The following is a 17,970-nucleotide window of genomic DNA, read 5'->3' on the forward strand; positions in this document are numbered from 1 at the left end:
TCGGATAGGATGGTCAGGTTGTTCCCTGGTGACGTGTCCGAGCGGCCGAAGGAGCACGCTTGGAAAGCGTGTGTTGTGCAAGCAACCGCGGGTTCGAATCCCGCCGTCACCGCCAGATGACGAAGAAAGGGCCCCGCATCGCGGGGCCCTTTCTCCATTCCGAGGTCAGTCCGCGAACGTCAGTTCGTGAACCGAACGCCGTAGCTCTGGGCGCCGGGCTGCGCCGGCAGCGGCGTCATGCCGAGGCGCTCGTAGAACGCGGCCGCCCCGGTGTTCGCCGGGTCCATGCCGAGGTGCAGGCCCGACACCTCGCGGCGCTGCAGTTCGTCGAACAGGGTGCGCACGAGCATCCGCCCGAGGCCCTGCCCCTGCGTCTCGGGCAGCAGGTCGATGTGCAGGTGGGCGGGGTGGTCGTCCGCGTTCGGTTCCTTGCCCGGCCCCCGGCCGTATGCGTACTCGAGCATGCGATCCTCGCGGGTCGCGCAGTTCGGGGCCCGTGGGAAGCGCTCGGCGTACCGCGGCCACCACTCGTCGCGGAACCACTGCTCGAAGGCATCCGTGTCGTCGGTCGCCACGAGGTAGCCGATGACGCGCCCGTCCTCCGCCTCCACCACCCAGGCGAGATCGGGATGACGCTCGACGTACGGCAGCGCGAACAGCAGGCCCCACAGCTCATCGTCCGAGAAGACTCCCGTGGCATCCTCCCCCGCGTTCGCGGTGCGCACGCACACCTCCGAGAGCGCGGCGCGGTCGGACGGGCGATAGGGGCGGATGCTCGACACGGGGACTCCTCACTGAGCGGGTGCGTCGTCCAGACTATCGGCGGGCTCGACCCGACCGGGCAGCCGCACCCACGGCAGCATCCAGGCGGCGAGCAGCGGCACGGCCGCCGCACCGATCAGCGCCCCGCCCACCGTGTCGGTGGCCCAGTGCACCGACAGCAGGGTGCGCGACAACGCCATGAGCACGATCCAGATCGCCCCGACGATGCGCACCCACACCATGGGGAACAGCACCGCGAACACGAGGGCGAGGGTCGCGGCGTTCGCGGTGTGCCCCGACGGGAACGAGCCGTAGTCGCTGACGACCAGCATGTCCTCGGGGCGGGCGCGACCGAAGAGGTGCTTCACCGCCTGCACGGCGCCGGCGCTGAGCAGGAAGGCGAGCGCGGCGAACACTGCCGAACGCCATCGACGTGCGATGAGGAAGGCGACGATCACGAGGATCGGCACGAGCAGCACGGCCACCCATCCCCCGCCGATGAAGTCCATCGCGTGCGCGAACACCACCAGCGGATCGGTACGGAGCCCCACCACCACGCCGTTCCACCACTGGTCGAGCACGAACGGATGCGCGAGGCCGATGCTCACGAGCGCACCGAGCCCGAGAACGAGCACGAGGCAGATGAGACCCGATACGAGGAGCAGTCGCCTGTTCATCGACCCATTCTGTCGGAGCCTGGCTGGGAAGGGGGCCGACCCGCCCGGCGCTACGGCTGAAGGGCGGGCGTCAGTGCGCCAGCAGCCCGACGGTGCGGGGGCGCACCACGAGCCAGAGGGCGAGGATCCCGATCACGGAGCATCCGACCATGACCGAGGCCATCGTCGTCGCGGTGATGCCCGCGTCGTGCGAGATCCATCCGACGATCGGCGAGATGAGACCGGCGACACCGAAGTTGACCGCGCCGAGGATGGATGCCGCGGTGCCGGCCGCCTTGCCGTGCCGGTCGAGCGCGAGCACCTGCACGTTCGGGAAGGTGAACCCGCACGCGGTCATGAAGACGAACAGCGGGATGATCGTGCCCCACAGCCCGAGACCCAGCTGGTCGGTCACGACGATCGCCGCCCCGGCGAGCAGCAGCGCCGACGTCGAGAAGGCGAGCACCCACTGAGGTCCGAAGCGGGTCGCCAGGCGCGAGGCGGTCTGCACACCGACCACCACGCCGATCGAGTTGACCGCGAAGAGCAGCCCGTACTGCTGCGGGTCGAGTCCGTGCGTCTGCTGGAACAGGAAGGGCGAGGCCGAGAGGTACGAGAACAGTCCCGAGAACGTCATGCCACCGATCGCCAGCACCCCGAGGAACACGCGGTCGGAGAGCACCGAGCGGTAGCGCTGCGCGACGGTCGCTCCCCCGCGCTCCTGACGACGGGCGGCCGGCAGCGTCTCGGGCACGAACAGCAGCGTCGACACGAGCATCACCACGCCGTACGCCGCGAGCACGCCGAAGATGCCGCGCCACGGCATGAGCGTGAGCAGCCACGAACCAATGAGCGGGGCGACGACCGGGGCGACACCCGACACCAGGGCGAGGCGCGAGAGCATGACCACGAGGCGACGGCCGCCGAACAGGTCGCGCACGATCGCCATGGCCACGACGCCACCCGCCGCCGCGCCCATACCCATGAGCACGCGCGAGGCGCTGAGCAGTTCGAGCGTCGGCGAGAAGGCCGCGGCGAGGCTGGCGAGCACGTGCAGCGCCGTGACGGCGATCAGCGGGACGCGGCGTCCCATCTTGTCGCTGAGCGGACCGACGAGCAGCTGCCCGAGCGCGAATCCGATCATCGTGCCGGTGAGGGTGAGCTGGATCGCGGCGGCGGTCGTCTCGAAGTCCTGCTCGAGCACCGGGAACGCCGGGAGGTAGAGGTCGATCGTGAAGGGTCCGAGCGCGGTCAGCGCACCGAGCAGCACGATGTAGAGCGCGCGGCGTCCGTTCGAGATCGCATCGCCGGGGTGCAGCATGACGGGCGCCGTGGCCGGGTTCGACCCGAGCGTACGGATCGCCCCGGTGGGCGACGACGTACGGATGCTTCCGGTAGAAGTGCGGATGCTTCCGGTGGACGTGCGGATGCTTCCGGTGGACGTGCGGACGGAATCGGTGCGAGGAGCGTCGGGCACGACGGCCTTTCAAACGGGGGCGGATGGCCGAATCGATTCGGCCCAGCCCACCATTCTACGGGCCCGCAGACGCCGCCCGTCAGACACCACCTCTGTCGCGAGACACCACATGCGCTGCGGTGTCTCGCCGCGCACGTGGGGTCTCGGTGATCCGGCTCAGGCCGAGATGCGGGCGAGACCCTGCTCGAGGTCGGCGATGAGGTCGCGCACGTCCTCGATGCCGACCGACAGACGCACGACGTTCTCGGGCACCGCGAGGGCCGTGCCGCGCACCGAGGCGTGGGTCATGTCGGGCGGGTAGCCGATGAGCGACTCGACACCGCCGAGCGACTCCGCGAGCTGGAAGATCTCGGTCGACTCGGCGAACGCCTTCGCCGCCTCCGGTCCTGCCGAGAGCGCGAGCGAGAGCATGCCCCCGAACCCGCTCATCTGCCGCGCGGCGATGTCGTGGCCGGGGTGCGATGCGAGACCCGGGTAATACACCCGCTCGAACTCCGGGCGACCCTGCGCCCACTCGGCGATGGCCTGCGCGTTCTCGGAGTGCTGGCGCACCCGCACCGCGAGCGTCTTGATGCCGCGGGTCGTGAGCCAGGCGTCGAGCGGCGCCGAGACGGCCCCCACGGCGAACTGCTGGAACTTCACGGCCTCGACGAACCGGTCGTCGCCGAACACCACGGCCCCGCCGAGCACGTCGGAGTGCCCGCCGAGGTACTTGGTGGTGGAGTGCACGACGAGGTCGGCGCCGAGCGCGAGGGGCTGCTGCAGCGCCGGCGAGGCGAACGTGTTGTCGACGACCACGATGGCACCCGCCGCGTGCGCGACCTCGGCGATCACGGCGATGTCGACGATCTTGAGCAGGGGGTTGCTGGGCGTCTCGAGCCAGACGATCTTGGTCTCGGGGCGGATGGCGGCCCGCACCTGGTCGAGGTCGCCGAGCTCGACGGTCGTGGTGTCGATGCCCCACGGCGCGAGCACGCGGGTGAGCAGTCGGTAGGTGCCGCCGTAGACGTCGTTGCCGAGCAGCACGTGATCGCCGGGCTTCAGGATGCCGCGCAGCAGCGCATCCTCGGCCGCGAGACCGGAGGCGAACGACAGCGCCGCCGCTCCGCCTTCGAGGGCGGCGAGCTGGGTCTCGAGCGACGACCGCGTGGGGTTGCCCGCGCGGTTGTACTCGTAGCCCTCGCGGAAGCCGCCGATGCCGTCCTGCACGTGCGTCGACGCCTGGTAGATGGGCGGGATGATCGCTCCGGTGCGGGGGTCGGGGTCCTGACCGGCGTGGATGGCGCGGGTGGCGAAGGAGTGCTCGGACATGCCTTTCAGCCTACGTCCGTACCGCGCGCGACGGCCCGCCCTGTTACGCCCTGCGACGCACCCGCCGCGCCGTCCGCCGGCGCGCGACCCGGATGCTCAGCGCGAGAGGTACGCCAGCAGATCCTGGCGCGTGAGCACCGTGTGCGGCTTGCCCCCGTCGGTCACGAGCAGCGCGTCGGCATCGGCGAGCGCGGCGCGGGCGTCGGCGACGGATGCATGGATGCCGATGAGCGGCAGCCGCTCCCCCACGTGGTCGCCGACCGCGTCGGCCGGTGCCGCGTCACCACGGAAGAGCAGGTCGAGCAGGCCCTTCTCGTCGACCGTGCCGACGACCTCGCCCATCATCACCGGCGGTTCGGCACTGAGCACGACCAGCTGCGACACCTCGTACTCGGTCATCATGCCGATCGCCTCGAGCACGGTGTCGGTCGGATGTGCGTGCACGAGGTCGGGGATGCTGTCGCCCTGACGCGCGAGCCGGGCGGAGAGCACGTCCGCGACGGTCTCCCCGTCCTCGACGTCGCTGAACCCGTAGGAGCGCATCCAGCCGTCGTTGAAGATCTTGCCGAGGTAGCCGCGGCCGCCGTCGGGCAGCAGCACGACCATCACGGCATCCGCGGGGAGGTCTTTCGCGACCCGCAGCGCCCCGACGACGGCCATGCCGCTCGACCCGCCCACGAGGATGCCCTCCTCGCGCGCCAGCCGGCGCGTCATGGCGAACGCCTCGGCGTCGCTCACGGCGACGATCTCGTGCGGCACGCTCGGGTCGTACGACCCCGGCCAGATGTCCTCGCCGACGCCCTCGACGAGGTACGGCCGCCCGGTGCCGCCGCTGTAGACGCTGCCCTCGGGGTCGACGCCCACGATGCGCACTCCGTCGTCCGACACCTCGCGCAGGTAGCGCCCCGTGCCGGTGATCGTCCCGCCGGTCCCGACACCGGCGACGAAATGCGTGACGCGACCGTCGGTGTCGCGCCAGATCTCGGGCCCCGTGGTCTCATAGTGGCTGCGCGGGCCGTTCGGGTTCTCGTACTGGTTGGGCTTGAACGCCCCGGGGATCTCGCGCGCGAGACGGTCGCTGACGCTGTAGTACGACTCCGGGCTGTCAGCCGCGACCGAGGTCGGCGTCACCACCACCTCGGCCCCGTACGCGCGGAGCACGTCGATCTTGTCGTCGCCGACCTTGTCGGGCACGACGAACACGCAGGCGTAGCCGCGCTGCTGGGCGACCAGGGCGAGGCCGACGCCGGTGTTGCCGCTGGTCGGCTCGACGATCGTGCCCCCGGGCTGCAGCTGACCGGCCGCCTCGGCGGCGTCGATGATGCGCGACGCGATGCGGTCCTTCGCCGAACCGCCGGGGTTGAAGTACTCGAGTTTGACCAGCACGGTGCAGGCGACGCCCTCGGTCACGTGCTGCAGCTTGACCAGGGGCGTGTCACCGACGAGGTCGACGATCGAATCCGCGTACTTCATGACCTCAGCGTAGAACGACGGATGCCGCGGCGCAGGACTGTTGCGCCGCGGCATCCGCCGTCCCTCCGTCCCCCTCGGGACCGGACGGGTGTCAGCCCTTCGTGGCGCCCGCCAGGAGGCCGCGCACGAAGAAGCGCTGCAGGGCGAAGAACACGATCAGCGGGATGATGATCGAGATGAAGGTACCCGCCGACTGCAGGAACCACTTGTTGCCCCAGGTGCCCGACAGCGAGTTGAGCGCCTGGGTGATCGGCAGGGCGCCGGGCGAGGCGAAGATCGTCGCGACCAGCAGGTCGTTCCACACCCACAGGAACTGGAAGATCGCGAACGAGGCGATGGCCGGGGCGGCCAGCGGCAGGATGATCCGGAAGAACACCTGGCCGTGGCCGGCGCCGTCGACGCGGGCCGCCTCGATGATCTCGCCGGGGATCTCCGAGATGAAGTTGTGCAGCATGAAGGTCGCGAGCGGCAGGGCGAAGATCGCGTGGGCGATCCAGACGCGCGCGAAGCTGTACTGCACCTCGTTCAGCCCGAAGCCGGGGAAGATCGGCACATCGTTGATCGACAGTCCGTCGGAGAACAGGCTCAGCAGCGGCACGAGAGCCATCTGCAGGGGCACGATCTGCAGCGCGAACACGAAGATGAACAGCATGTTGCGACCCTTGAAGTCGATCCACGCGAACGCGTAGGCGGCGAGCGCCGCCATCACGATCGGGAAGACCGTCGCCGGGATCGTGATCGCCAGGGAGTTCACGAACGCGGTGGCGAGGGTGGTCGACGTGCCGCCCGAGTTCCACGCCTGCACGTAGTTGTCGAACGTGAACTCGGGGTTGGTGAAGACGGTCCACCATCCGCTGTTCTGGGTGTCGGCGCCCGGACGGAACGACGTGACGAAGAGCCCGAAGGTCGGGATCGTCCAGAACAGGGCGATGACGGCGGCCGCGATCGTCGCGCCCTTCGACGTCAGCTTCTTCTGGGCGATGGCCTCGTTCTTGCGCGTGTCCCGCTCGACCTGGCGCTTGGTGCGGTTGTCGGCCACGACGGCCTGCGTTGCACTCATCAGCGGATCTCCCTCTGCTTGGCCATCGAACGGGCGTTGTAGACGATCAGCGGCAGCACGAACAGGAACAGCACCACGGCGAGCGCCGAGGAGTGCCCGTAACTCTGGAACCGCTGCTGCTGGTTGACCATCTCGAAGCCGAGCACGGTGGTCTCGTCGCGACCACCGGTCATCACGGCCACGATGTCGTACACCTTCAGCGAGGCGATGGTGATCGTCGTGAGCACCACGATCAGCGAGGAGCGGATGCCGGGGACGGTGACGTTGCGGAACCGCTGCCAGGCGTTCGTGCCGTCGAGCTCGGCGGCCTCCATCTGCTCGATCGGCACGGCCTTGATCGCGGCGGAGAGGATCACCATCGCGAAGCCGGTCTGGGTCCAGATGAACACGACGAGCAGCATGAGGGTGTTGAGGATCGGCTTGATGGCCAGCCACTGCACCGGGTCGCCGCCGAACGCGGTGACGATGGCGTTGAGCAGACCGATCTGGTCGCCCTGGCGAGCGTCGTACATGAACTTCCAGATGATGCCGGCGCCGACGAACGAGATCGCGACGGGCATGAACACGAGCACCTTGAGGAACTTCTCGCCGCGGGCCCGGTCGATGAACACGGCGTAGGCGAGGCCGATGACCACGGAGATCACGGGGGCGAGCAGCGCCCAGATGATCGTGTTGATGACCGACGACGAGCCGACGGGGTTCGTGAACACCCAGATGTAGTTCTCCAGCCCGACGAACTCGTCACCGGTCTTGTTGAAGAACGACTTGAAGATCGTCGAGATCGCCGGGTAGATCAGGCCGAGGATCAGCATGATCGACGCGGGGGCCATGAACAGCACGAGCTGGAACAGGTACCCGGCGCCCTGACGGGCGCGGAAGTCGGCGAAGAACAGCAGCGCACCCACGAGCAGCGCGATCGCCACGACGTAGAGCACGGCGTTCTGGTAGGGCCGCAGCAGCATGAACGCCAGCACCGGGATGACCAGGCAGGCAACGAGCCGCATGATGAAGTAGCCGCGGCCGGGGCGGGGTGCGAACTCGATGAGCACCAGGATGATCGCGACCACCACGCCGAAGACGGCGAGGACGGCGGGGATCTGCACGAGCGGATGCATCGCGCCGAGCCAGAGGAAGAAGCTGTTGAGCGAGAACCCGATGGTGGTGCGGGCGGATTCCTCGGTCGACGTGGTGAAGACGAGGAGGAGGGCGAGGGCGACGAGCACGACGAAACCGACCGCGAGGACCGTGCGGGTGACCGCCCGCCCCTTCGCGTCGGTGCCGTGCGTCGTCACCGGAGGAGCGTCGGCCTCGACGGGCTTCTCGACGGTCGCGTGCGACATGGGTGTCCCCTTCTGAGTACTGCGGCGTACTCGGGCGGTGCGGATGGGAGGAGCGGGGCCGGGCTCAGAGCCCGACCCCGCTCAGCTCGAGCTGATCGTATCGGAACGATCAGTTCTCGTAGCCGGCCTGGATGTCGGAGAGCACCGTGTCGGTGTCCTTGCCGTCGATCCAGTCGACCATTCCCTTCCAGAAGGAGCCCGAGCCGACGGTGGCCGGCATCAGGTCGGAGGCGTCGAAGCGGAACGTCGTCGTCTCGTCCTGCATGATCTCCATGGCCTCCTGCAGGAACTCGCTCGAGCCGAGGCTCGCGTCGGCGTTCTTGTTGGCGGAGATCACGCCGCCCAGCTCGACGCGGGCGTCGGCGAACTCCGGCGAGGCCATGAACTCGAGCACCTGCTGCGTGGCGTCGTCGTCGGAGAAGGCCGCGACGAACTCGCCGCCACCCTCGACCTGCAGTTCACCGGCGGTCTCGCCCGGCATGAGGAACGCGTAGACGTCGCCCTCGGGAGCGACCTCGGGGACGTTGCCCTCGGCGGTCGTGGTGTCGAGGAAGTTCGCCGAGAGGAACGACGCCTGGTGGGTCAGCGCGCACTTGCCGGAGGCGACGGCCGAGGCCACGTCACCGAAAGCGGTGGAGTTGATGCTCTTGACGTCGCCGTAGCCCGCGTTGACGTACTCCGGGTTGAGCAGGATCTCGCCGACGGCGTCGAACGCCTCCTTGATCTCGGGGTCGGTGAACTTCACGTCACCGGCCACCCAGTCGTCGTAGACCTCGGGGCCGGACTGACGGAGCACGAGGTCCTCGATCCAGTCGGTGCCGGGCCAGCCGGATGCCGCCTCGGACGAGAAGCCGGCGCACCAGGCCGGGCCGCCCGTCTTCTCGACGATGGTGTCGGTGAGGGTGATCATCTCGTCCCACGTCTTCGGGACCTCGACGCCCCACTCGGCGAACTGCTTCGGCGAGTACCAGACGTAGCCCTTGAGGTTCGCGAGCATCGGTGCGGCGTAGAACGTGTCGTCGAACGTGCCGTACTTCTTCCAGTCCTCGGACCAGTTCTCGTCGACGGCCTTCTCGACGGCCTCGGGGGCCTCCATGACCTTGCCCGTGTCGACCAGGGTCTTGAGCAGACCCGGCTGCGGGACGATCGCGATGTCGGGGGCGTCGCCACCGGTCACCTTCGTGACGATGTTGCCCTCGAAGCCCTTGTCACCGGTGTACTCGACCTTGATACCGGTGTCCTTGGTGAACTGCTCGAACGACGCGTTCAGGTCGTCAGCCTCGACGCCCGTGATACCGCCCGAGATGCGGACGGTGTCCTTCGTGTCTCCGCTGCCGCCTTCGCCGCCACTGCCGCCTTCGGCGCAGCCGGCGAGAGCCAGGGACGCGACTCCGACGAGCGCGATTGGGGCGAGCAGGCGGTATCGCTGTGACAAAGCCATGTACTTCTCCTCTTCAGGTGGATCATCCGTCCGCCCAAGGGAGCAATCGCCGCAACCATTGGGGAACCGATTCCAGGCCAACCTACTCGCCTTTTCGTCCGCGCGACAACTGGGGAAGGTCACAAGATCGCAACCTTTGCTGGCATATCGGCGTGCACGATGGGAGCGCTCTCATTCCGGCGGTGTGGAACCGGTTCCCTTCCGCCGGTCCGACGCACTACGCTCGGTTCTGGGCGTGCGCCGACGACGGCACGCCGTGCATGGTCTGGTCGAGGAGGACCGATGAGCAAGATCGCCGACGTCGCGGCGCGCGCCGGCGTCTCGAAGGCGACCGCGAGCCGAGCCCTGTCGGGGCGGGGATACGTCTCCGAGGAGACGCGCACGCGCGTGGCCGACGCCGCCCGCGAATTGGCGTACGTCGCGCACTCGTCGGCGACGAGCCTCGCCACCGGTCGCACCCAGACCGTCGGCGTGGTGATGCCGCCGGTCGACCGCTGGTTCTTCGCCGAGCTGCTCGCCGGCATCCAGGACTCCCTGTTCGCCCTCGACTACGACCTGTCGCTGTACGGCATCCCCGAGGGGTCGGACACGCGCGAGCGCCTGTTCGAGAGCATCCTCCCCCGACGCCGCTTCGACGGCATCATCGCCGTGGGCATCCAGCCCAGCGCCCATGAACTCGAGCGCCTGCAACGCTCCGGCCGCCCCCTCGTGGGCGTAGGCCCGTACAGCGACGGCACCAGCGCCGTGTCGATCGACGACGTGGCGGCGGCCCGCATCGCGACCGAGCACCTCATCGACCTCGGGCACAGCGACATCGCCTTCGTGGGCGGGACGACGGATGCGGGCACCTTGAGCGTGGGCGACGAACGTCGCATCGACGGATACCTCGCCGCCCTGGGCACCGCGGGTCTCGCCGATCACGCCAGGGTGGCCGGGTCGGCCCCGACGCTCTCGGCGGGATACTCGGCCGCCGTCGGGCTGCTCGCCGACCGGCGACGGCGCCCGACCGCCGTCGTCGCCGTCTGCGACGAGGCCGCGATCGGCACGATCATCGCCGCACGACGTCTGGGCATCGCCGTGCCCACCGAGCTCAGCGTCGTCGGCATCGACGACCACGAGCATGCCGAGCTCTTCGCCCTGACCACCATCCGACAGTCGCCACGCGACCAGGGGCACGACGCCGTGCGACTGCTCGTCGAGCGGATGGACGACCCCGACCTTCCCGAGACGCATCTGGCCGCGGCATCCGCCCTGGTCGTGCGCAGCTCGACCGCCGCGCCGCGCTGAGCGCGGACCGCTCCCCGCACACTCGCCTCCGGACGCACGAATGCCCCGGCCGGAGCCGGGGCATTCATGAAGGTCGCGTCAGACGCAGGACGGAGCGCGCTCCGCCCGAACCCGATTACTTGAGGGTAACCGTGGCGCCTGCCTCTTCGAGGGTCGCCTTGGCCTTCTCGGCGGTCTCCTTGTTGGCGCCCTCGAGGACAGCCTTGGGAGCACCGTCGACGACGGCCTTGGCCTCGCCGAGGCCGAGCGAGGTGAGCTCGCGGACAGCCTTGATGACCTGGATCTTCTTGTCGCCGGCAGCCTCGAGGATGACGTCGAACGAGTCCTTCTCCTCCTCGGCCGCAGCGTCGCCAGCGCCACCCGCAGCGCCGGCAACGGCGACGGGGGCGGCAGCGGTGACGTCGAACTTCTCCTCGAACGCCTTCACGAACTCGCTGAGCTCGACGAGGGTGAGGCCCGCGAACTGCTCCAGCAGCTCCTCGGTGGAAAGCTTCGCCATGATGTTTCTCCTAATAGATGGGGTTTGTGTAACGAGAACGCGTGCTGCTTACGCGGCGTCGGCGGTCTCGAGCTTTTCGCGAAGCGCGTCGATGGTGGCGGCAGCCTTGCCCATCGTCGCCTTCATCATGCCCGCAGCCTTCGCCAGCAGAACCTCGCGGCTCTCGAGCGAGGCGTACTTGTCGACCTCGTCGGCGGTGAGGGGGTTGCCCTCGAAGATGCCGGCCTTGATCACGAGAAGCGGGTTGGCCTTGGCGAAGTCACGCAGAGCCTTGGCGGTGGCGACGAAGTCACCGTGCACGAAAGCCACGGCCGACGGACCCTTGAGGTCGTCGTCCAGGGCCGTGATGCCCGCCTTGTTGGCGGCGATCCGGGTCAGCGTGTTCTTCACCACGGCGTACTCGGCGTCCTGACGGATGCTGTTGCGCAGCTCCTTGAGCTGGGCAACCGTCAGACCGCGGTACTCGGTCAGCAGGACGGCGGACGAGTTCTCGAATGACTTCGTGAGCTCGGCGACCGATGCATCCTTCTGCGCCATGGTCACTCCTTGGTGTGTACGTGGCGCCGCACGGTGGTGGGGCGCCGGCCTCGGACCCCCCTGCGAAAAACAGAAAAGCTCCGGCGCAAGCGCACGGAGCTCAGAAAGTTCGTGTCCTGCGCGGGCCCCTGCGATGCAGAGCTTCGATCGCCTCGCGTTCGCACGCATGACGATGACCAGCGGTCTTCGGTTGAGACGAGCATACCCCACCGGTGCTGCCCCACCCAAATCCAGCCGACCCCGACGGGCTCACCGCCGATGCGCGGCGCGGCCGCTGTGTCCGGCGAGTGCGTCGGCGGCGCGGATGAGTGCGAGGTGCGACAGGGCCTGCGGGGTGTTGCCGACATGTCGGCGCTCTCCCGCGTCGTACTCTTCCGACATCAGGCCCACCTCGTTGGGAACGGCCATCAGTCGATCCATCAGGGCGTGGGCGTCGGCCATGCGGCCACTCGCCGCGTACTGCTCCACCAGCCAAAAGCTGCAGGCGAGGAACGGATGCTCGTCGCCCGGCAGGCCGTCGACCCCCGACGCCGTGCGGTACCGCAGCAGGAAGCCGTCGCGGAGGAGCGTCTCCTCCATGCGCTGCACCGTGCGGAGCATCCGCGGGTCGTCGGCGGCGCAGAAGCCGACCTGCGGGAGCACCAGCAGCGAGGCGTCGACCTCGGTCGAGTCGTAGTGCTGCACGAAGTGGCCGTCGCCGCTCACCCCGCGCTCCTCGATCTCCGCCCGGAGCTCGTCGCGAGCCCGCTCCCAGCGATCCGCGTCGCCGGGCAGGCCGTGCTCCCGCACCGCGCGGACCCCGCGGTCGAACGCCGCCCACATCATGACCCGCGAATGGGTGAACCACCGCGGCTCGCCGCGGATCTCCCAGATGCCGTTGTCGGGGCGATCGAGGTCGTCGAGCACGCGACCGATCAGCGCCCGTTGCAAGGGCCACGAGAAGTCGCCCTCCTCCACCCCCGCCAGCCGCGCCTGTTCGAGGGCCACCAGCACCTCGCCGATCACGTCGCCCTGGTACTGGGTGACCGCGGCGTTGCCGATGCGCACCGGCTGCGCACCGCCGTAGCCGGGGAGGTCGACCAGCTCGCGTTCCGGCAGGTCGCGTTCCCCCGCGATGCCGTACATGATCTGCACCTCGTGCGGCTCGCCGGCGATCGCGCGCAGCAGCCACTGACGCCAGTGATGCGCCTCCTGCAGATACCCGTGGGTGATCAGCACCTCCAGCGTGAGCGACGCGTCGCGCAGCCAGACGAAGCGGTAGTCCCAGTTGCGCGATCCGCTGAACTGCTCGGGGAGCGAGGTGGTCGCGGCCGCGACGATGCCACCCGTGTCGCGGTTGGTGAGCGCACGGAGCACGAGCAGCGAGCGCACCACCTGATCGCGATGGGCGTCGTCGTGCGCGATGCCGCTCGCCCACCCCTCCCACCAGGCGCGCGTCGAGGCGAACGCCTCCTCGACATCGAGCGGCTCGGGAGGATTCTCGTACGACGGGAAGCGGGTGAGCACGAGGTCGCGGTGCGCGCCGGCATCGACGGCGAACGTCGCCGTGTGCGCATGATCCCGCGCCCGGAGCGCGACACCGGTGACCACCACGGCCTCCGGGCCCGCCGTGGCGCGCAGCGCCGGAGCATCCGGCGTGCCCACCTGGCGCACCCACGGGAGGGTGCGGGAGTAATCGAAGTGCAGGCGCAGCTCGGTCTCGAACTCGACCGTTCCCGAGACGCCCACCACCCGACGAACGAGGTCGCTGCGATGCCGGTGCAGGGCGAGCATCTCGTGCACCTCGGCGACGCCGGTGTCGGTCTGCCAACGCGTGACGAGGATGAACGTGTCGGGGAGGTAGTGCCGGTCGACCACCGTCGCAGCACCTCGGGGGCGCAGGCTCCAGCGGCCGTTCGCAGGCTCGCCCAGCAGCGCGCCGAAGACCGAGGGGGCGTCGAAGCGCGGCAGGCAGAGCCAGTCGACACTGCCCTCGCGCGACACCAGCGCACCCGTGCGGCAGTCGCTCAACAGGGCGTAGTCCTCGATCGGAGACGGCATCGCCCGAGTCTCGCACGCCGCCGTCGACCGCGGCTACGGTGGGGGCATGACCGAAGCGACGACTCTCGTGATCTTCGGAGCGGCGGGCGATCTCGCCTCGCGACTGCTCCTGCCCGCGCTCGGACAGCTGCTCGCGCGGGAACCGTCGCGGCGCGTGCGCGTGATCGGCGTCGACCGGGAGGACTGGGACGACGCCCACCTGCGTCAGGTCGTCGAGACCGCGTTCGCCACGACGGGCGCCGGCGCGGCGACGAGCGAGGTCGAGGTCGCCTACCGGCGCACCGACATCACGCAGCCGGACGAACTGCGGGCGCTCCTCCATGACTGCACGGGCCGGGTCGCGCTGTACTTCGCCGTGCCCCCGTCGGTCGCCGTCGCCACCATCGCTGCGCTCACGCCCGACATGCTCCCCGAGGGTGCCGTGCTCGTGATGGAGAAGCCGTTCGGCGTCGACGAGGAGAGCGCCCGCGCACTGAACCTCACCCTGACGGCCCTCGTGCCCGAGAGCCAGGTGTTCCGCGTCGACCACTTCCTCGGGCGCTCGACGACGCTGAACCTGCTCGGTGCGCGCTTCGCGAACCGGCTGCTCGAACCGCTGTGGTCGGCCGAGCACGTGGCGTCGGTCGAGATCGTCTACGACGAGGAACTCGGGCTCGAGGGGCGAGCGGGGTACTACGACGCGGCTGGCGCTCTCGTCGACATGATCCAGAGCCACCTGCTGCAGGTGCTCGCGGTCGTCGCGATGGAGCAGCCCACCACTCTCGGTCACGTCGACTTCCGCGCGGCGACCTCGGCGGTGCTGCGCGCCACGTACGTCTGGGGCGACGACCCCGCCGCAGCATCGCATCGCGCGCGCTACACGGCCGGGACCGTGGGCGGCACCGACAAGCCGTCGTACGCCGACGAGCCCGGCATCGACCCCGCGCGACTCACCGAGACCCTCGCGCAGGCGACCTTCGAGGTGCGCAACGCCCGCTGGGCCGGCGTGCCGTTCACGCTGCGGTCGGGCAAGGCGATCGGCACCCCGGCGAAGGAGGTCGTCGTGCGGTTCCGGCCCGTGCGGCACGTGCCGACCGGGCTCACCGGCTCGGCAGACGGCGCGGTGCTGCGATTCTCGCTCGGCCCCGACCGCATGTCGCTCGAGATGAACGTGAACGGCGGCGACGACGCGTTCGAGCTGGAGCGGGCGACGCTCACGGCCGAACTCGGCGAGGGCGCGCTGCGCGCCTACGCCGAGGTGCTCTCCGGCGTGCTCGACGCCGACCCGATGCTCTCGGTGCGGGGCGACGCGGCCGAGGAGAGTTGGCGGATCGTCGCGCCGATCCTCGACGCATGGAAGAACGGCGACGTGACCCTCGACGAGTACGTCGCCGGGTCGCATGGCCCCGAGGCGTGGTCGCACGGCCCCGAGGCGTGATCGCACAACCGCGGGGCGCGATCGCACAGCCGCGGGGCGGCGCCGTTCGGCCACTGAGCCGATCCGCCCCGGCGGCGTGTGCGGGCGGAGACGTCGCCGGTCGGAGTTAGGCTTTTGCGGTGACCCCCGAACTCGCCGCACGCATCGTCGCGGACTCCCGCGACCGCGTCGCGTGGATGCGGGCACGCTCCCGCGGGATCACCGCGACCGATGTCGCACAGCTCACCTCGTCGGCATCCATCTCCCGCGCCGCGGACTCGAAGCTCGGCGGCGGTCCCCGCTTCGGCGGCAACGCCTACACCGATCACGGCCGACGCCGCGAGCCCGAGATCGCCGCGTGGGTCGCGGCGACCCACGGCATCCTTCCCTCCTCCGCCCTGTTCCGGGCCGAAGTCGAGCACCGTCACCTCGCCACTCCCGACGGCATCGCCGTCGACACGCACGGCCGGGTCGAGCTCGCCGAGATCAAGACGACGAACAAGGCGTTCCGGGGCATCCCCCGCACCTACCTGCGGCAGGTGTGGTGGCAGCAGCACGTTCTGGGCGCCGAGCGCACCCTGTTCGTCTGGGAGGAGCACGTCGACTTCGCTCCCGTGCACGACGAGCCCCGCTGCGTGTGGATCGACCGCGACGAGCGCGAGATCGCCAAGCTGGTGGGCCTCGCCACCGACCTCATCGACGAGCTCTACCGTCGCACCACGGGTCGGCAGGTGCCGACCCGGGTGATGGATGCCGTCGCCAGCCGTCGCGACCAGCTGCGCGAGCGCGACGCCTTCCGCGCGCTCGCCCTCGCCGACTGATTCCCACCCCGACGGTGCCCGCGGGCACCGCGCCCGGGAGTCGCATGGCCGTGCCGTCGTTCACGTCGTGCAGGTGCCGCCCGTGCCGAGCAGCGCCACGGTGAGTCGGCGCACGCCCGCCGTCGAGGTCCAGGTGGTCGAGTTGGGGTGGATGGCCGTCACCGTGAGGGTGGTCGTGCTGCCGAGGAGGTTGGACACGAGGCTGTTGAGCACCGTCTGCGATAGCACGGCCGTGTAGGTGTAGAGGCCGCCGGTCGGCCCGGTCGAGGTGATGTTCGACGACGGCACGGTGCCCGAGGTGGCGCCCTGCGCCACGGTGAGGCGCTGCCACGTCGGCACGTGCGGCGACGTCCAGACCAGGGTGACGCTCTGGAACACCCCGAGGGTGTTGTTCTGCACGGTGCACGAGCTGATCGACGGCGCCGTGAGCGCCAGCGCCGTGACGGTGCCCGATCCGACATGCTCGACGTCCGTGAACCGCGCGTCGGTGGGCTGCGCCGACGAGACGACCCCGACCCCGGCCAGCACCGCGAGTCCGAGGGCGGCAGCGAGCGCCCTGCCTCCCGGTCGCCCGCGCCGCATCCGGCCCTCCCCCGTCACCGCTCCGTCTCCTCAGGGTCGCGCCGTCGCACCCGCACCAGCGCCGCACCGGCCGCGGCGAGCGCGGCCCCCGCCGCGATGGCCCACGGCGTGAGCGGCCCGCCGGTCGCCGGGAGGGGCGCGTCCGGACCGACGACCAGGCTGTCGCCGACGCCGGTCGCGTGCACGCGCACCTCGGTCAGACCGGGCGCGTCGTCGTCGAGGGCGATGCGCAGCCGGAGGTGGCCGACCTCCTCGGCGGAGAAGTCGGCGAGCGCCACCCGTCGTCCGTCGCGCGGGATGAGCCATGCGGTCTGCAGCACGTCGGCCCCGCCGGGGCAGAGGTCGCCCTCCCACGCGCGCATGCACAGCGCCGCGTCCACCCGCAGGGGGGCGTCTCCGCGTGCGCTGGCGGCGACCGTCACGGTGCCCGGTTCGGCGGCATCCGCGCTGACGGTCAGATCCCACCGCACCGGTTCCCCGGGCCGCAGGCTCGACGCGGCGCCCCAGTCGGCGACCGACACGATCCGCAGCACGCGCCCCTGGACGATCTCGCTGACGGGCGCGGCGATGGCCGGCAGGGCGATCATCGCCGCGAGCAGCCCCGCCGCTGTCCCGGCCACGATCCGACGCCCCCTCATCACCGCTCCTCGGTCGTCCGGGTCGCGGCGCGTGTCTGCGGCCGACCTCGCCGCGGGGCGTGCGGCCAGAACGCCCACACGACGAGCAGCGTCGCGCCCGCGGTCAGCCCGCCGAGCACGAGGGGATGCCCGAGCGCGGCGATGACCGACGCGATGCCCGGCGCCGAGAACAGCACGATGCGCACCGTCGAGACGGTGTACGGGAACGGGTCGTCGCTCGCGTTCGCATCGCCGCGCAGGGTGAGCACCCGCTCGGCGTCGGACTCCCCCGGGGCGACCGACGTGACCCGGTGTGTGACGGGCAGCTCTCCCTCCCGGTCGACGGTCACGACGTCGCCCACTTCGACCTCGGTCGCCGGGATGCGCTGCACGATGGCGACGGAGCCCGCGGGGATGGTCGGCGACATCGACCCGGTGCGGAACAGGATGAGGGTGATGCCGGCGGTCATCGCGAGCACGACCAGCAGGATGCACACGGTTCCGGCCGCGGCCGCGATCCACAGCGCCGCGTCTCCGAGCATCCGCCCCACCCGACGCCGACGGCGCGGTTCGAGCGCAACGATTCCCGGGTCGTCGGAGGCGTCACCCGGCAGGACCGGCGAGCGCCGCGCCTGCTCCCGCAGGTCGCGGCGAGTGCTCGGGATGCTCAT

General features: G+C 70.2%; 17 protein-coding genes and 1 tRNA gene. 4 read left to right on the forward strand and 14 right to left on the reverse strand.

All coding sequences use genetic code 11. From position 1 onward, the window contains the following. Window positions 1–27 precede the first annotated feature (27 nt). A tRNA-Ser gene (locus RWS82_RS14315) sits at window positions 28–115 on the forward strand. Window positions 116–179: 64 nt separating this feature from the next. Here RWS82_RS14315 and RWS82_RS14320 read toward each other — a convergent pair. The 8 genes from RWS82_RS14320 to RWS82_RS14355 all read right to left on the reverse strand — a co-directional run bounded on the left by RWS82_RS14320 (window position 180) and on the right by RWS82_RS14355 (window position 9,520). Next, window positions 180–782: a GNAT family N-acetyltransferase gene (locus RWS82_RS14320; RefSeq protein WP_314651401.1), complete on the reverse strand. Its 603-nt coding sequence runs from the start codon at window positions 780–782 to the stop codon at window positions 180–182. Between the two features lie 9 nt (window positions 783–791). Continuing rightward, window positions 792–1,439 (reverse strand): phosphatase PAP2 family protein, encoded by a 648-nt coding sequence (locus RWS82_RS14325; RefSeq protein WP_314651403.1) that lies wholly within the window; start codon window positions 1,437–1,439, stop codon window positions 792–794. A 70-nt stretch (window positions 1,440–1,509) separates the two neighbouring features. After that, window positions 1,510–2,895: a multidrug effflux MFS transporter gene (locus tag RWS82_RS14330; RefSeq protein WP_314651407.1), complete on the reverse strand. Its 1,386-nt coding sequence runs from the start codon at window positions 2,893–2,895 to the stop codon at window positions 1,510–1,512. 156 nt (window positions 2,896–3,051) lie between these two features. Then, window positions 3,052–4,206, reverse strand: a complete 1,155-nt coding sequence (locus tag RWS82_RS14335) for a cystathionine gamma-synthase (protein ID WP_314651410.1) — start codon at window positions 4,204–4,206, stop codon at window positions 3,052–3,054. A gap of 96 nt (window positions 4,207–4,302) precedes the next feature. Further along, the gene (locus RWS82_RS14340; protein WP_314651413.1) at window positions 4,303–5,679 is read right to left on the reverse strand and encodes a cystathionine beta-synthase; all 1,377 of its coding nucleotides are present in this window, start codon (window positions 5,677–5,679) and stop codon (window positions 4,303–4,305) included. Window positions 5,680–5,770: 91 nt separating this feature from the next. After that, complete coding sequence (locus tag RWS82_RS14345) at window positions 5,771–6,739, reverse strand: carbohydrate ABC transporter permease (RefSeq protein WP_314651417.1); 969 nt, start codon at window positions 6,737–6,739, stop codon at window positions 5,771–5,773. Beyond that, a complete protein-coding gene (locus RWS82_RS14350; protein WP_314651419.1) occupies window positions 6,739–8,079 on the reverse strand; it encodes a sugar ABC transporter permease in 1,341 nt (446 codons plus the stop codon). Before RWS82_RS14350 ends, RWS82_RS14345 begins: the two co-directional genes overlap by 1 nt. 109 nt (window positions 8,080–8,188) lie before the next feature. After that, on the reverse strand, window positions 8,189–9,520 hold the full coding sequence (locus RWS82_RS14355; RefSeq protein WP_314651421.1) for an extracellular solute-binding protein: 1,332 nt from the start codon (window positions 9,518–9,520) through the stop codon (window positions 8,189–8,191). Window positions 9,521–9,802: 282 nt separating this feature from the next. Here RWS82_RS14355 and RWS82_RS14360 point away from each other — a divergent pair, with 282 nt between their 5' ends. Continuing rightward, window positions 9,803–10,807 carry a LacI family DNA-binding transcriptional regulator gene (locus RWS82_RS14360; protein WP_314651424.1) on the forward strand — a complete coding sequence of 335 codons (1,005 nt, stop codon included), beginning with the start codon at window positions 9,803–9,805 and terminating at the stop codon, window positions 10,805–10,807. 115 nt (window positions 10,808–10,922) lie between these two features. On the opposite strand, the gene rplL is transcribed toward RWS82_RS14360, so the two are convergent. The 3 genes from rplL to RWS82_RS14375 form a co-directional block, all read right to left on the reverse strand. Next, window positions 10,923–11,306 (reverse strand): 50S ribosomal protein L7/L12, encoded by a 384-nt coding sequence (gene rplL, locus RWS82_RS14365; protein WP_314651426.1) that lies wholly within the window; start codon window positions 11,304–11,306, stop codon window positions 10,923–10,925. Between the two features lie 48 nt (window positions 11,307–11,354). Beyond that, window positions 11,355–11,843, reverse strand: a complete 489-nt coding sequence (gene rplJ / locus RWS82_RS14370) for a 50S ribosomal protein L10 (protein WP_314651428.1) — start codon at window positions 11,841–11,843, stop codon at window positions 11,355–11,357. A gap of 249 nt (window positions 11,844–12,092) precedes the next feature. Next, on the reverse strand, window positions 12,093–13,883 hold the full coding sequence (locus RWS82_RS14375; RefSeq protein ID WP_314651429.1) for a glycoside hydrolase family 15 protein: 1,791 nt from the start codon (window positions 13,881–13,883) through the stop codon (window positions 12,093–12,095). A 46-nt stretch (window positions 13,884–13,929) separates the two neighbouring features. Here RWS82_RS14375 and RWS82_RS14380 point away from each other — a divergent pair, with 46 nt between their 5' ends. Together RWS82_RS14380 and RWS82_RS14385 are read left to right on the forward strand one after the other, a co-directional pair. After that, entirely contained in the window at window positions 13,930–15,300 is a 1,371-nt protein-coding gene (locus tag RWS82_RS14380; RefSeq protein WP_314651432.1) for a glucose-6-phosphate dehydrogenase, read from the forward strand. A 119-nt stretch (window positions 15,301–15,419) separates the two neighbouring features. Then, window positions 15,420–16,100: a YqaJ viral recombinase family protein gene (locus RWS82_RS14385; protein ID WP_314651434.1), complete on the forward strand. Its 681-nt coding sequence runs from the start codon at window positions 15,420–15,422 to the stop codon at window positions 16,098–16,100. 60 nt (window positions 16,101–16,160) lie between these two features. On the opposite strand, the gene RWS82_RS14390 is transcribed toward RWS82_RS14385, so the two are convergent. From RWS82_RS14390 to RWS82_RS14400, 3 genes are read right to left on the reverse strand one after another with little or no spacing between them, the layout of a single operon-like run. Further along, window positions 16,161–16,700: a hypothetical protein gene (locus tag RWS82_RS14390; protein WP_314651436.1), complete on the reverse strand. Its 540-nt coding sequence runs from the start codon at window positions 16,698–16,700 to the stop codon at window positions 16,161–16,163. Beyond that, window positions 16,697–17,320, reverse strand: coding sequence for an LPXTG cell wall anchor domain-containing protein (locus RWS82_RS14395; protein WP_314651439.1), 624 nt, complete (start codon window positions 17,318–17,320; stop codon window positions 16,697–16,699). Before RWS82_RS14395 ends, RWS82_RS14390 begins: the two co-directional genes overlap by 4 nt. After that, window positions 17,320–17,970, reverse strand: coding sequence for a signal peptidase I (locus tag RWS82_RS14400; RefSeq protein WP_314651442.1), 651 nt, complete (start codon window positions 17,968–17,970; stop codon window positions 17,320–17,322). Before RWS82_RS14400 ends, RWS82_RS14395 begins: the two co-directional genes overlap by 1 nt.

Source organism: uncultured Microbacterium sp. (assembly GCF_963528945.1).
Lineage (GTDB): Bacteria > Actinomycetota > Actinomycetes > Actinomycetales > Microbacteriaceae > Microbacterium.

Bases quoted from the DNA above. Each gene is read 5' to 3' on its own strand.
- RWS82_RS14325 (WP_314651403.1), bottom strand. From the start codon at position 1,439: ATGAACAGGCGACTGCTCCTCGTATCGGGTCTCATCTGCCTCGTGCTC.
- RWS82_RS14335 (WP_314651410.1), bottom strand. From the start codon at position 4,206: ATGTCCGAGCACTCCTTCGCCACCCGCGCCATCCACGCCGGTCAGGAC.
- RWS82_RS14340 (WP_314651413.1), bottom strand. From the start codon at position 5,679: ATGAAGTACGCGGATTCGATCGTCGACCTCGTCGGTGACACGCCCCTG.
- RWS82_RS14345 (WP_314651417.1), bottom strand. From the start codon at position 6,739: ATGAGTGCAACGCAGGCCGTCGTGGCCGACAACCGCACCAAGCGCCAG.
- RWS82_RS14350 (WP_314651419.1), bottom strand. From the start codon at position 8,079: ATGTCGCACGCGACCGTCGAGAAGCCCGTCGAGGCCGACGCTCCTCCG.
- RWS82_RS14355 (WP_314651421.1), bottom strand. From the start codon at position 9,520: ATGGCTTTGTCACAGCGATACCGCCTGCTCGCCCCAATCGCGCTCGTC.
- RWS82_RS14360 (WP_314651424.1), top strand. From the start codon at position 9,803: ATGAGCAAGATCGCCGACGTCGCGGCGCGCGCCGGCGTCTCGAAGGCG.
- rplL (WP_314651426.1), bottom strand. From the start codon at position 11,306: ATGGCGAAGCTTTCCACCGAGGAGCTGCTGGAGCAGTTCGCGGGCCTC.
- rplJ (WP_314651428.1), bottom strand. From the start codon at position 11,843: ATGGCGCAGAAGGATGCATCGGTCGCCGAGCTCACGAAGTCATTCGAG.
- RWS82_RS14375 (WP_314651429.1), bottom strand. From the start codon at position 13,883: ATGCCGTCTCCGATCGAGGACTACGCCCTGTTGAGCGACTGCCGCACG.
- RWS82_RS14380 (WP_314651432.1), top strand. From the start codon at position 13,930: ATGACCGAAGCGACGACTCTCGTGATCTTCGGAGCGGCGGGCGATCTC.
- RWS82_RS14395 (WP_314651439.1), bottom strand. From the start codon at position 17,320: ATGAGGGGGCGTCGGATCGTGGCCGGGACAGCGGCGGGGCTGCTCGCG.
- RWS82_RS14400 (WP_314651442.1), bottom strand. From the start codon at position 17,970: ATGAGCATCCCGAGCACTCGCCGCGACCTGCGGGAGCAGGCGCGGCGC.